4 protein-coding genes are annotated in these 15,849 nt (G+C 35.3%); 1 reads left to right on the top strand and 3 read right to left on the bottom strand.

Annotation, left to right across the window (positions count from 1 at the left end; genetic code table 11):
* Positions 1-140: 140 nt before the first annotated feature.
* From AB3G36_RS12495 to AB3G36_RS12485, 3 genes are read right to left on the bottom strand one after another with little or no spacing between them, the layout of a single operon-like run.
* On the bottom strand, positions 141-2,078 hold the full coding sequence (locus AB3G36_RS12495) for an OmpA family protein (RefSeq protein ID WP_367753230.1): 1,938 nt from the start codon (positions 2,076-2,078) through the stop codon (positions 141-143).
* Positions 2,079-2,090: 12 nt separating this feature from the next.
* Entirely contained in the window at positions 2,091-2,999 is a 909-nt protein-coding gene (locus tag AB3G36_RS12490; protein ID WP_367753228.1) for a type IX secretion system membrane protein PorP/SprF, read from the bottom strand.
* Between the two features lie 59 nt (positions 3,000-3,058).
* On the bottom strand, positions 3,059-14,989 hold the full coding sequence (locus tag AB3G36_RS12485) for a gliding motility-associated C-terminal domain-containing protein (RefSeq protein ID WP_367753226.1): 11,931 nt from the start codon (positions 14,987-14,989) through the stop codon (positions 3,059-3,061).
* Positions 14,990-15,360: 371 nt separating this feature from the next.
* Between AB3G36_RS12485 and AB3G36_RS12480 the strand changes: the two genes are divergently transcribed.
* Positions 15,361-15,846, top strand: a complete 486-nt coding sequence (locus tag AB3G36_RS12480) for a histidine phosphatase family protein (RefSeq protein ID WP_367753224.1) — start codon at positions 15,361-15,363, stop codon at positions 15,844-15,846.
* The last annotated feature ends 3 nt before the right edge of the window (positions 15,847-15,849 follow it).

The raw sequence follows: 15,849 nt of genomic DNA, 5'->3' as shown, positions 1-15,849 counted from the left end.
TTTTACATTATAATTCTTTCAATTCAATGCATTTTGGGTTAAAATTTAAATAATGGTAAGAATTAAATTATTGCTTGGTATAAAACGAAAAAACCTCGAAGCTATAACTTTCGAGGTTCGGTTTTATTTTTTTTCGTGTATTATAATGCAGTAATAATGAATTCACTACGTCTATTCATTTGGTGTTCTTCTTCGGTACATTTTACTCCATCGGAACATTTGTTTACCAATTGAGTTTCTCCATATCCTTTACCAGTAAGTCTACTAGAATCAATTCCATTTTTTATTAACCAATTTATAGTAGATTTTGCTCTCCTATCTGATAAGGCTTCGTTATATTTAAAAGTTTGTCTACTATCAGTATGGGAACGAATGTCTAATTTCATTGTAGGGTTTTGTCTAAGTACATCTAGAATTTTTTCTAAATCTAAAGCTGCCTCAACTCTAATATTGGATTTATCTAAGTCAAAATAAATCATTTTTATGCCAAAACATTTTCCTAAATCATCACCTATAGTTACTTTACATTCTGCTTTTTCTAAAGGGATTGGTAAGTTTGTTCTACCGTTTTCATTAGAAATTTTAATTTTCAACTCATTAGTTGCATATTCTTCTTTTTGTGCTCTTACATTATAGGTTTTATCACAATCAACAGAAAATAAATAGTCCCCTTTTTCATCAGAAATAACTTCGCTAATTAGATTAAATTGATTGTCAAATAAACTGACTTTTGAATTAGGAAGGGCTTCAGAAGTTACTAAATCAGTAATTTTTCCATATAATTCTTGGGTACATGCTAATTTTCTTAATTCTAAGAATTTATAAATGTCGTCATATCCTAAACCTCCATCTCTATTTGAAGAAAAATAACCTTTTCTAGATTTAGTGTCAATCCAATATGCAAAATCATCTTTTGGCGAATTCACATCAGAACCTACATTTTGCACCTCAGAAAATGATCCATCTGAATTTATTTTGGACATAAATATATCCAATCCACCTAATCCGGGATGTCCATCTGATGCAAAATAAATTTCATTTTCATCATTTATAAAAGGAAAGGTTTCACGGCCCTCAGTGTTTATTGTTTTTCCTAAGTTTTCTGGAGTAGAATAAGTTCCATCTTCATTAATTTCTACTTTAAATAAATCAGACTGACCAATCGTTCCTGGCATATCAGAAGCAAAATATAACGTTTTTTCATCTGGGCTTAATGCAGGGTGTGCAGTACTGTAACTATCACTATTAAATGGTAATTCGGTTATATTGGACCATTTGTTATTATCTAATACCGCTTTATATATTTTTATGAGTGTAATTTGTTTACCATCTTTTCCTTTTTTTCCATCTAGAAAATTATTTCTAGTGAAATACATCGTTTTTCCATCTTTAGTAAATGCAGGAGTGGATTCATTAAATTTTGAATTTACATTTTTATCAAATTTACTTGGAATTCCAGGGTTCATGTCTTTATCAACATCTGTAGCATACAGATTTGTAAAATATTGATTAGTCCAAGTATGTTTACGTTTACTTATACTTCCAGTATCTCTTGCCGAAGTGAAAATAATTTTGTCTAGATATTTTGTTGTACCGTAATCTGAATATTGAGAATTTATTCCAGCATCTTCCACTTTATATCTTCCTGAATTTGCCTTAATAGCGTCAAGATAATTTTCGTTTTTTACAAATAACTTACCTCTTGAATCATTCCCTGAAATCTGATTAAATTTTTCTAAAATTTCATTTGCTTTATCATTCTCACCAATTGATCTTAATGATTGAGAATAGCGGTAATAATATTTTGGTTCTAAATCAGATGTCATCGCAAATAGTTCGGTATACCATTTAGCAGCATTACTTAGTTCTCCATTAAAGTAATAAGCATTTCCTAACTTTTGAAACATATCAATAGATTTGTATCCTTTTTCAGCTACTCTTTCATATGTTTTTATAGCATCTATGTAGGCAAAGTTTTCATATTTTTTATCTGCGGCTTTTAATTCCACTTTTTGTGAATAACCGTTGAAAGAAAAAATACTTATTAATGATAGGTAAAGGATTATATAGTTTTTCATAATATAGATATATTAAAAGAATCTTGGAGTCGTAATTTTGTCATTATTTTTAAATAATTCATATCGCAAGAATATTTCATGAGAGCCGGAATTATAATTATCCAATTTTGTGTTGTCAAGGTCATAACCATAGCCAATATATAATCCATCAGATATTTGCATTCCAACCATTGCACTTATAGCAGCACTCCATCTATATGCTAATCCAACCATAAACTTATCATTAAACATAAAGTTTCCAGAAACATCAACTTGAAGAGGGGCACCCTTTACCATTTTAGTAAGCAAGGCAGGTTTAAATTTAATGTTGCTATTAAGATCAAATACATAACCAGCAATTAAATAATAGTTTATTTTTTCTTTAAAAATGGCAACTTCATTACTATCGTAACGATTAGATTCTATAAAATTTGGAACCGAAAAACCTACATAAGCTTTACTGGAATGAAGGTATAGACCTACACCTATATTTGGTGAAAATTTATTATTATAATCATGTAAACTTGGGTCATCATCAACAGGATTTAATTTTGACACATCTAAATCAAATAAATTAGCAGTTGCTTTAACTCCAAAGGACAACTTAAAAGTTTCAGATGTTGGAACTGTATATGATAAATCTGCAGAAATAGTGTTTTCATGAATTGGACCAATTTTATCATTTATTACAGACACCCCTAAACCTAATTTGCTGGAATTTAAAGGAGTGTTTATTGAGACAGCATTTGTAGTAGGTGCGCCATCTAATCCTACCCATTGTGTACGATGTAAAGCAAATATACTCATAACTCCTCTTGACCCAGCATAAGCAGGATTGACATTGACTGTGTTATACATATACTGTGTGAACTGGGAATCTTGTTGCGCATAACTTACAATTCCCGCAAATAGTAAAACGGATAATATGATTTTTCTCTTCATTTTGTTCTATTTTTTTAATCTAAGAGTTTTTAATTCTTAGAATCAGATTTGAGTTTGTTTTATCTTGTAAGGTATAAATAACCATTCTTTTTATTGGTTTGAATATTTCCATTCCCATCAACTGATGTATAATTTAATATATAAAAATACGTTCCAGAAGGTAATCCAGAAGACTGGCTAATTGTCGTTCTACCTTGTGATATACCCGTAAAAACTTTACTAGTATTATTATATCCTTGAGTTTCATAAACTAATATTCCCCAACGGTTATAGATTTCAACAGTATTTTCGGGATAACATATTGTGTCTTCTATATTATCAATTATAAATTGCTCATTAATTCCATCACCATTAGGAGAAAAAGCATTGTGTACTTCAACGACACCACATCCTAAAACAATACCACAATCCTCATCAGAAACATTCATTTTTATGATGAAACTTTGACATCCATCTGTATTAATTATATACTTGATATCATAATTTCCAGAAGGAACTCCAAAAGGAGAGAATATACTACCAACCAAAGTTCCAGTGTTATCGTCAATCCAAGTTCCATTTAAAGGAGTCCCTTGGGGCAATAGAGTAGTTAAATCAATAGTTAATGAACTATCAGTATTACATGCTGGACTTATTATTGTGATTGGAGCCGTTACCGTCAATACCAATTCTTGGTTGGCAGTACATCCATTGTTCGTTACTAGGTACGTTCCACTTTCTGTATAATCCGTTGTGTTTACAGCCCAAGTATATGTTTCACCAGAACAGATAGTAACAGCAGTAGATATTGTAGTTGGTTTAGGAGTTACCGTCAATACCAATTCTTGGTTGGCAGTACATCCGTTGTTTGTTACTAAATACGTTCCACTTTCTGTATAATCCATTGTGTTTACAGCCCAATTGTATGTTTCACCAGTACAGATAGTAACAGCAGTCGATATTGTAGTTGGTTTAGGAGTTACCGTCAATACCAATTCTTGGTTGGCAGTACATCCGTTGTTTGTTACTAAATACGTTCCACTTTCTGTATAATCCGTTGTGTTTACAGCCCAAGTGTATGTTTCACCAGAACAGATAGTAACAGCAGTCGATATTGTAGTTGGTTTAGGAGTTACCGTCAATACCAATTCTTGGTTGGCAGTACATCCATTGTTTGTTACTAAATACGTTCCACTTTCTGTATAATCCGTTGTGTTTACAGCCCAATTGTATGTTTCACCAGAACAGATAGTAACAGCAGTAGATATTGTAGTTGGTTTAGGAGTTACCGTCAATACCAATTCTTGGTTGGCAGTACATCCGTTGTTTGTTACTAAATACGTTCCACTTTCTGTATAATCCGTTGTGTTTACAGCCCAAGTGTATGTTTCACCAGAACAGATAGTAACAGCAGTAGATATTGTAGTTGGTTTAGGACTTACCGTCAATACCAATTCTTGGTTGGCAGTACATCCGTTGTTTGTTACTAAATACGTTCCACTTTCTGTATAATCCGTTGTGTTTACAGCCCAAGTATATGTTTCACCAGAACAGATAGTAACAGCAGTCGATATTGTAGTTGGTTTAGGAGTTACCGTCAATACCAATTCTTGGTTGGCAGTACATCCGTTGTTTGTTACTAAATACGTTCCACTTTCTGTATAATCCGTTGTGTTTACAGCCCAATTGTATGTTTCACCAGAACAGATAGTAACAGCAGTAGATATTGTAGTTGGTTTAGGAGTTACCGTCAATACCAATTCTTGGTTGGCAGTACATCCGTTGTTTGTTACTAAATACGTTCCACTTTCTGTATAATCCGTTGTGTTTACAGCCCAAGTGTATGTTTCACCAGAACAGATAGTAACAGCAGTAGATATTGTAGTTGGTTTAGGAGTTACCGTCAATACCAATTCTTGGTTGGCAGTACATCCGTTGTTTGTTACTAAATACGTTCCACTTTCTGTATAATCCGTTGTGTTTACAGCCCAATTGTATGTTTCACCAGAACAGATAGTAACAGCAGTAGATATTGTAGTTGGTTTAGGAGTTACCGTCAATACCAATTCTTGGTTGGCAGTACATCCGTTGTTTGTTACTAAATACGTTCCACTTTCTGTATAATCCGTTGTGTTTACAGCCCAAGTGTATGTTTCACCAGAACAGATAGTAACAGCAGTAGATATTGTAGTTGGTTTAGGAGTTACCGTCAATACCAATTCTTGGTTGGCAGTACATCCGTTGTTTGTTACTAAATACGTTCCACTTTCTGTATAATCCGTTGTGTTTACAGCCCAAGTATATGTTTCACCAGAACAGATAGTAACAGCAGTCGATATTGTAGTTGGTTTAGGAGTTACCGTCAATACCAATTCTTGGTTGGCAGTACATCCGTTGTTTGTTACTAAATACGTTCCACTTTCTGTATAATCCGTTGTGTTTACAGCCCAAGTGTATGTTTCACCAGAACAGATAGTAACAGCAGTAGATATTGTAGTTGGTTTAGGAGTTACCGTCAATACCAATTCTTGGTTGGCAGTACATCCGTTGTTTGTTACTAAATACGTTCCACTTTCTGTATAATCCGTTGTGTTTACAGCCCAAGTATATGTTTCACCAGAACAGATAGTAACAGCAGTAGATATTGTAGTTGGTTTAGGAGTTACCGTCAATACCAATTCTTGGTTGGCAGTACATCCGTTGTTTGTTACTAAATACGTTCCACTTTCTGTATAATCCGTTGTGTTTACAGCCCAAGTATATGTTTCACCAGAACAGATAGTAACAGCAGTAGATATTGTAGTTGGTTTAGGAGTTACCGTCAATACCAATTCTTGGTTGGCAGTACATCCGTTGTTTGTTACTAAATACGTTCCACTTTCTGTATAATCCGTTGTGTTTACAGCCCAATTGTATGTTTCACCAGAACAGATAGTAACAGCAGTAGATATTGTAGTTGGTTTAGGAGTTACCGTCAATACCAATTCTTGGTTGGCAGTACATCCGTTGTTTGTTACTAAATACGTTCCACTTTCTGTATAATCCGTTGTGTTTACAGCCCAATTGTATGTTTCACCAGAACAGATAGTAACAGCAGTAGATATTGTAGTTGGTTTAGGAGTTACCGTCAATACCAATTCTTGGTTGGCAGTACATCCGTTGTTTGTTACTAAATACGTTCCACTTTCTGTATAATCCGTTGTGTTTACAGCCCAATTGTATGTTTCACCAGAACAGATAGTAACAGCAGTAGATATTGTAGTTGGTTTAGGAGTTACCGTCAATACCAATTCTTGGTTGGCAGTACATCCGTTGTTTGTTACTAAATACGTTCCACTTTCTGTATAATCCGTTGTGTTTACAGCCCAATTGTATGTTTCACCAGAACAGATAGTAACAGCAGTAGATATTGTAGTTGGTTTAGGAGTTACCGTCAATACCAATTCTTGGTTGGCAGTACATCCGTTGTTTGTTACTAAATACGTTCCACTTTCTGTATAATCCGTTGTGTTTACAGCCCAATTGTATGTTTCACCAGAACAGATAGTAACAGCAGTAGATATTGTAGTTGGTTTAGGAGTTACCGTCAATACCAATTCTTGGTTGGCAGTACATCCGTTGTTTGTTACTAAATACGTTCCACTTTCTGTATAATCCGTTGTGTTTACAGCCCAATTGTATGTTTCGCCAGAACAGATAGTAACAGCAGTAGATATTGTAGTTGGTTTAGGAGTTACCGTCAATACCAATTCTTGGTTGGCAGTACATCCGTTGTTTGTTACTAAATACGTTCCACTTTCTGTATAATCCGTTGTGTTTACAGCCCAATTGTATGTTTCACCAGAACAGATAGTAACAGCAGTAGATATTGTAGTTGGTTTAGGAGTTACCGTCAATACCAATTCTTGGTTGGCAGTACATCCGTTGTTTGTTACTAAATACGTTCCACTTTCTGTATAATCCGTTGTGTTTACAGCCCAAGTGTATGTTTCACCAGAACAGATAGTAACAGCAGTAGATATTGTAGTTGGTTTAGGACTTACCGTCAATACCAATTCTTGGTTGGCAGTACATCCGTTGTTTGTTACTAAATACGTTCCACTTTCTGTATAATCCGTTGTGTTTACAGCCCAAGTATATGTTTCACCAGAACAGATAGTAACAGCAGTCGATATTGTAGTTGGTTTAGGAGTTACCGTCAATACCAATTCTTGGTTGGCAGTACATCCGTTGTTTGTTACTAAATACGTTCCACTTTCTGTATAATCCGTTGTGTTTACAGCCCAATTGTATGTTTCACCAGAACAGATAGTAACAGCAGTAGATATTGTAGTTGGTTTAGGAGTTACCGTCAATACCAATTCTTGGTTGGCAGTACATCCGTTGTTTGTTACTAAATACGTTCCACTTTCTGTATAATCCGTTGTGTTTACAGCCCAAGTGTATGTTTCACCAGAACAGATAGTAACAGCAGTAGATATTGTAGTTGGTTTAGGAGTTACCGTCAATACCAATTCTTGGTTGGCAGTACATCCGTTGTTTGTTACTAAATACGTTCCACTTTCTGTATAATCCGTTGTGTTTACAGCCCAATTGTATGTTTCACCAGAACAGATAGTAACAGCAGTCGATATTGTAGTTGGTTTAGGAGTTACCGTCAATACCAATTCTTGGTTGGCAGTACATCCGTTGTTTGTTACTAAATACGTTCCACTTTCTGTATAATCCGTTGTGTTTACAGCCCAAGTGTATGTTTCACCAGAACAGATAGTAACAGCAGTAGATATTGTAGTTGGTTTAGGAGTTACCGTCAATACCAATTCTTGGTTGGCAGTACATCCGTTGTTTGTTACTAAATACGTTCCACTTTCTGTATAATCCGTTGTGTTTACAGCCCAAGTATATGTTTCACCAGAACAGATAGTAACAGCAGTCGATATTGTAGTTGGTTTAGGAGTTACCGTCAATACCAATTCTTGGTTGGCAGTACATCCGTTGTTTGTTACTAAATACGTTCCACTTTCTGTATAATCCGTTGTGTTTACAGCCCAAGTGTATGTTTCACCAGAACAGATAGTAACAGCAGTAGATATTGTAGTTGGTTTAGGAGTTACCGTCAATACCAATTCTTGGTTGGCAGTACATCCGTTGTTTGTTACTAAATACGTTCCACTTTCTGTATAATCCGTTGTGTTTACAGCCCAAGTATATGTTTCACCAGAACAGATAGTAACAGCAGTAGATATTGTAGTTGGTTTAGGAGTTACCGTCAATACCAATTCTTGGTTGGCAGTACATCCGTTGTTTGTTACTAAATACGTTCCACTTTCTGTATAATCCGTTGTGTTTACAGCCCAAGTATATGTTTCACCAGAACAGATAGTAACAGCAGTAGATATTGTAGTTGGTTTAGGAGTTACCGTCAATACCAATTCTTGGTTGGCAGTACATCCGTTGTTTGTTACTAAATACGTTCCACTTTCTGTATAATCCGTTGTGTTTACAGCCCAATTGTATGTTTCACCAGAACAGATAGTAACAGCAGTAGATATTGTAGTTGGTTTAGGAGTTACCGTCAATACCAATTCTTGGTTGGCAGTACATCCGTTGTTTGTTACTAAATACGTTCCACTTTCTGTATAATCCGTTGTGTTTACAGCCCAATTGTATGTTTCACCAGAACAGATAGTAACAGCAGTAGATATTGTAGTTGGTTTAGGAGTTACCGTCAATACCAATTCTTGGTTGGCAGTACATCCGTTGTTTGTTACTAAATACGTTCCACTTTCTGTATAATCCGTTGTGTTTACAGCCCAATTGTATGTTTCACCAGAACAGATAGTAACAGCAGTAGATATTGTAGTTGGTTTAGGAGTTACCGTCAATACCAATTCTTGGTTGGCAGTACATCCGTTGTTTGTTACTAAATACGTTCCACTTTCTGTATAATCCGTTGTGTTTACAGCCCAATTGTATGTTTCACCAGAACAGATAGTAACAGCAGTAGATATTGTAGTTGGTTTAGGAGTTACCGTCAATACCAATTCTTGGTTGGCAGTACATCCGTTGTTTGTTACTAAATACGTTCCACTTTCTGTATAATCCGTTGTGTTTACAGCCCAATTGTATGTTTCACCAGAACAGATAGTAACAGCAGTAGATATTGTAGTTGGTTTAGGAGTTACCGTCAATACCAATTCTTGGTTGGCAGTACATCCGTTGTTTGTTACTAAATACGTTCCACTTTCTGTATAATCCGTTGTGTTTACAGCCCAATTGTATGTTTCGCCAGAACAGATAGTAACAGCAGTAGATATTGTAGTTGGTTTAGGAGTTACCGTCAATACCAATTCTTGGTTGGCAGTACATCCGTTGTTTGTTACTAAATACGTTCCACTTTCTGTATAATCCGTTGTGTTTACAGCCCAATTGTATGTTTCACCAGAACAGATAGTAACAGCAGTAGATATTGTAGTTGGTTTAGGAGTTACCGTCAATACCAATTCTTGGTTGGCAGTACATCCGTTGTTTGTTACTAAATACGTTCCACTTTCTGTATAATCCGTTGTGTTTACAGCCCAAGTGTATGTTTCACCAGAACAGATAGTAACAGCAGTAGATATTGTAGTTGGTTTAGGAGTTACCGTCAATACCAATTCTTGGTTGGCAGTACATCCGTTGTTTGTTACTAAATACGTTCCACTTTCTGTATAATCCGTTGTGTTTACAGCCCAAGTATATGTTTCACCAGAACAGATAGTAACAGCAGTCGATATTGTAGTTGGTTTAGGAGTTACCGTCAATACCAATTCTTGGTTGGCAGTACATCCGTTGTTTGTTACTAAATACGTTCCACTTTCTGTATAATCCGTTGTGTTTACAGCCCAAGTGTATGTTTCACCAGAACAGATAGTAACAGCAGTAGATATTGTAGTTGGTTTAGGAGTTACCGTCAATACCAATTCTTGGTTGGCAGTACATCCGTTGTTTGTTACTAAATACGTTCCACTTTCTGTATAATCCGTTGTGTTTACAGCCCAAGTATATGTTTCACCAGAACAGATAGTAACAGCAGTAGATATTGTAGTTGGTTTAGGAGTTACCGTCAATACCAATTCTTGGTTGGCAGTACATCCGTTGTTTGTTACTAAATACGTTCCACTTTCTGTATAATCCGTTGTGTTTACAGCCCAATTGTATGTTTCACCAGAACAGATAGTAACAGCAGTCGATATTGTAGTTGGTTTAGGAGTTACCGTCAATACCAATTCTTGGTTGGCAGTACATCCGTTGTTTGTTACTAAATACGTTCCACTTTCTGTATAATCCGTTGTGTTTACAGCCCAAGTATATGTTTCACCAGAACAGATAGTAACAGCAGTAGATATTGTAGTTGGTTTAGGAGTTACCGTCAATACCAATTCTTGGTTGGCAGTACATCCGTTGTTTGTTACTAAATACGTTCCACTTTCTGTATAATCCGTTGTGTTTACAGCCCAAGTGTATGTTTCACCAGAACAGATAGTAACAGCAGTAGATATTGTAGTTGGTTTAGGAGTTACCGTCAATACCAATTCTTGGTTGGCAGTACATCCGTTGTTTGTTACTAAATACGTTCCACTTTCTGTATAATCCGTTGTGTTTACAGCCCAATTGTATGTTTCACCAGAACAGATAGTAACAGCAGTAGATATTGTAGTTGGTTTAGGAGTTACCGTCAATACCAATTCTTGGTTGGCAGTACATCCGTTGTTTGTTACTAAATACGTTCCACTTTCTGTATAATCCGTTGTGTTTATAGCCCAAGTATATGTTTCACCAGAACAGATAGTAACAGCAGTAGATATTGTAGTTGGTTTAGGAGTTACCGTCAATACCAATTCTTGGTTGGCAGTACATCCGTTGTTTGTTACTAAATACGTTCCACTTTCTGTATAATCCGTTGTGTTTACAGCCCAAGTGTATGTTTCACCAGAACAGATAGTAACAGCAGTAGATATTGTAGTTGGTTTAGGAGTTACCGTCAATACCAATTCTTGGTTGGCAGTACATCCGTTGTTTGTTACTAAATACGTTCCACTTTCTGTATAATCCGTTGTGTTTACAGCCCAATTGTATGTTTCACCAGAACAGATAGTAACAGCAGTAGATATTGTAGTTGGTTTAGGAGTTACCGTCAATACCAATTCTTGGTTGGCAGTACATCCGTTGTTTGTTACTAAATACGTTCCACTTTCTGTATAATCCGTTGTGTTTATAGCCCAAGTATATGTTTCACCAGAACAGATAGTAACAGCAGTCGATATTGTAGTTGGTTTAGGAGTTACCGTCAATACCAATTCTTGGTTGGCAGTACATCCGTTGTTTGTTACTAAATACGTTCCACTTTCTGTATAATCCGTTGTGTTTACAGCCCAAGTATATGTTTCACCAGAACAGATAGTAACAGCAGTAGATATTGTAGTTGGTTTAGGAGTTACCGTCAATACCAATTCTTGGTTGGCAGTACATCCGTTGTTTGTTACTAAATACGTTCCACTTTCTGTATAATCCGTTGTGTTTACAGCCCAAGTGTATGTTTCACCAGAACAGATAGTAACAGCAGTAGATATTGTAGTTGGTTTAGGAGTTACCGTCAATACCAATTCTTGGTTGGCAGTACATCCGTTGTTTGTTACTAAATACGTTCCACTTTCTGTATAATCCGTTGTGTTTACAGCCCAATTGTATGTTTCACCAGAACAGATAGTAACAGCAGTAGATATTGTAGTTGGTTTAGGAGTTACCGTCAATACCAATTCTTGGTTGGCAGTACATCCGTTGTTTGTTACTAAATACGTTCCACTTTCTGTATAATCCGTTGTGTTTATAGCCCAAGTATATGTTTCACCAGAACAGATAGTAACAGCAGTAGATATTGTAGTTGGTTTAGGAGTTACCGTCAATACCAATTCTTGGTTGGCAGTACATCCGTTGTTTGTTACTAAATACGTTCCACTTTCTGTATAATCCGTTGTGTTTACAGCCCAATTGTATGTTTCACCAGAACAGATAGTAACAGCAGTAGATATTGTAGTTGGTTTAGGAGTTACCGTCAATACCAATTCTTGGTTGGCAGTACATCCGTTGTTTGTTACTAAATACGTTCCACTTTCTGTATAATCCGTTGTGTTTACAGCCCAATTGTATGTTTCACCAGAACAGATAGTAACAGCAGTAGATATTGTAGTTGGTTTAGGAGTTACCGTCAATACCAATTCTTGGTTGGCAGTACATCCGTTGTTTGTTACTAAATACGTTCCACTTTCTGTATAATCCGTTGTGTTTACAGCCCAATTGTATGTTTCACCAGAACAGATAGTAACAGCAGTAGATATTGTAGTTGGTTTAGGAGTTACCGTCAATACCAATTCTTGGTTGGCAGTACATCCGTTGTTTGTTACTAAATACGTTCCACTTTCTGTATAATCCGTTGTGTTTACAGCCCAATTGTATGTTTCACCAGAACAGATAGTAACAGCAGTAGATATTGTAGTTGGTTTAGGAGTTACCGTCAATACCAATTCTTGGTTGGCAGTACATCCGTTGTTTGTTACTAAATACGTTCCACTTTCTGTATAATCCGTTGTGTTTACAGCCCAAGTGTATGTTTCACCAGAACAGATAGTAACAGCAGTCGATATTGTAGTTGGTTTAGGAGTTACCGTCAATACCAATTCTTGGTTGGCAGTACATCCGTTGTTTGTTACTAAATACGTTCCACTTTCTGTATAATCCGTTGTGTTTACAGCCCAAGTGTATGTTTCACCAGAACAAATAGTAACAGCAGTAGATATTGTAGTTGGTTTAGGAGTTACCGTCAATACCAATTCTTGGTTGGCAGTACATCCGTTGTTTGTTACTAAATACGTTCCACTTTCTGTATAATCCGTTGTGTTTACAGCCCAAGTGTATGTTTCACCAGAACAGATAGTAACAGCAGTAGATATTGTAGTTGGTTTAGGAGTTACCGTCAATACCAATTCTTGGTTGGCAGTACATCCGTTGTTTGTTACTAAATACGTTCCACTTTCTGTATAATCCGTTGTGTTTACAGCCCAATTGTATGTTTCACCAGAACAGATAGTAACAGCAGTAGATATTGTAGTTGGTTTAGGAGTTACCGTCAATACCAATTCTTGGTTGGCAGTACATCCGTTGTTTGTTACTAAATACGTTCCACTTTCTGTATAATCCGTTGTGTTTACAGCCCAAGTGTATGTTTCACCAGAACAGATAGTAACAGCAGTAGATATTGTAGTTGGTTTAGGAGTTACCGTCAATACCAATTCTTGGTTGGCAGTACATCCGTTGTTTGTTACTAAATACGTTCCACTTTCTGTATAATCCGTTGTGTTTACAGCCCAATTGTATGTTTCACCAGAACAGATAGTAACAGCAGTAGATATTGTAGTTGGTTTAGGAGTTACCGTCAATACCAATTCTTGGTTGGCAGTACATCCGTTGTTTGTTACTAAATACGTTCCACTTTCTGTATAATCCGTTGTGTTTACAGCCCAAGTGTATGTTTCACCAGAACAGATAGTAACAGCAGTCGATATTGTAGTTGGTTTAGGAGTTACCGTCAATACCAATTCTTGGTTGGCAGTACATCCGTTGTTTGTTACTAAATACGTTCCACTTTCTGTATAATCCGTTGTGTTTACAGCCCAAGTGTATGTTTCACCAGAACAGATAGTAACAGCAGTCGATATTGTAGTTGGTTTAGGAGTTACCGTCAATACCAATTCTTGGTTGGCAGTACATCCGTTGTTTGTTACTAAATACGTTCCACTTTCTGTATAATCCGTTGTGTTTACAGCCCAAGTGTATGTTTCACCAGAACAAATAGTAACAGCAGTAGATATTGTAGTTGGTTTAGGAGTTACCGTCAATACCAATTCTTGGTTGGCAGTACATCCGTTGTTTGTTACTAAATACGTTCCGCCAACAGTATACCCCGTTGAGTTTACAGGCCAAGTATATGTTTCTCCTGAACAAATAGTTTTTAACGTTGTTATTTTAGCTGGTTTTGGAGTTACCGATATAGTAGCTTCAACAGTTGCAATATTAGTGCCTGAACATAAACCAGAATTTGAAAATAAGGCTCTGTATTTAGTAGTTTCAAATAAGTTTGTAGGAGTATATGTAGTTGATGCATTAACAATATCTGTCCATGATGTAAAAGGACTAATAGACGATTGCCATTTAATAATACTTGAACCAGTTGGTACACCACTTATTGTTAGAGTTGAACTATTGTCCCCATAACACACTGTTGAGCTAGGGCCAACAGAACCTTTTAATGGAATACCAAATGTAAGAGGGGTATTTACACAACCACTTGAGCTACTGGAGTTACCGCTAACAGATGCTAATTTTGTAATATTGATTAACCCAGGAGTATTGACATTACAGATATTAATACCAACACTACCAAAAGGAATATTAAATTCTAAAAAGGTCTCACTAGTTGTACAAATACTACCGCTTTTAGCAGCAAGTCCATTATTAATAGTAAGTAGAGTTAAAGTACTACCGCTTCCAGAGTATAAATCAAAACTTTTGGCATTCGAATTAATTTCTATAATATATTCAGCACCAGCTACGGATATGCTTCCACCAAAAGTATCAGAAGTTAATCCAGTTGCGCTGTTATTATCTGTGTCTAAATACAATCTAAAAAGAGCTGCTCCACTATTACCGATATTCATTCCTAATCGTAACACTTGAGTTTGTGTATTAACTTTAGCTCTAATTGTTCCAACCTGACAGGTTGAAGACGGATTAGCAGATAATAGTTGGCTAAAAACTATCCCAGTTGCATATTCATCACCAACAGCTCCAGGACCTGGACAATAATTTCCATCAAAAGTATCTTGAGCATAACAATTTGAAATAGATATTGTTAGAAGGAATAGAACAAAAAGGATAAACTGTTTTAATTTTGAATTGGGTAAAATTGTTTTCATAGGATCAATTTTATATAGGTTTATAAAGCTTCAATTAGGACAAAATAATATTCGCATTCGTAATTAGATAGAGCTAAACTAATTACATTAAATTATTTTTTTTAATTTTCTCTTCGAATAGCTTAAAAACTCGTTAAATGACGCTTTTTTAGCAAATAAAAAGTTAAAAAACAACTATTTTCAAAGGTTTATCTGTAATTAATCTAAATTTTATGTTAATTTTTATGTGAGTTAATTGTGATTACTTGTTTTTTTTAATACAAAAGTGATTTTAAGAATATTTTAAAAGGAATAATGTTTAATAACTATATATATTGTATCTTTCTATTTCGGTTAAAATATTTAAGAAATTAATCAGAAAGATTGAGAATATGAAAAATCTAATATTAATAAGACATGCTAAATCAAATTGGGATGCACCTCTAAAAGATATCGATAGACCATTAGATCAAAGGGGTTACAAAGATGCCCATTTGGTATCTTTAAATATAATTAACGACTTGCCCAAAACATTTATCATTTGGAGTAGTATTGCAAAACGGGCATCAGATACCGCTGTAATTTTTGCTCAAAACTTATTATATCCAATGGAAAGTATTGTATATAAAGATACACTATACACTTTTGATGAAAGACAATTAGAAAAAATAGTTAAATCTTGCAGTAATTCTTATGATAGTTTGATTCTTTTTGGACATAATGTCGCAATTACAAATTTTGTTAATAAATTTGGGGATGTTTTTATAGATAATGTTCCTACAGCAGGTTTTGTATCTTTGCAATTTGATACAGATTATTGGGAAAAAATAAAAAAAGGTAAAACGAAAAAAATAATAGCTCCAAAAGATTTAAAATAAAAT

Origin of the sequence: Flavobacterium sp. WC2430 (assembly GCF_040822075.1) — a bacterium.
In the GTDB taxonomy this organism is placed as follows: domain Bacteria; phylum Bacteroidota; class Bacteroidia; order Flavobacteriales; family Flavobacteriaceae; genus Flavobacterium.
The sequence above is the reverse complement of the archived record's forward strand: the minus strand, read 5'-3'. Positions and strand labels throughout refer to the sequence as shown.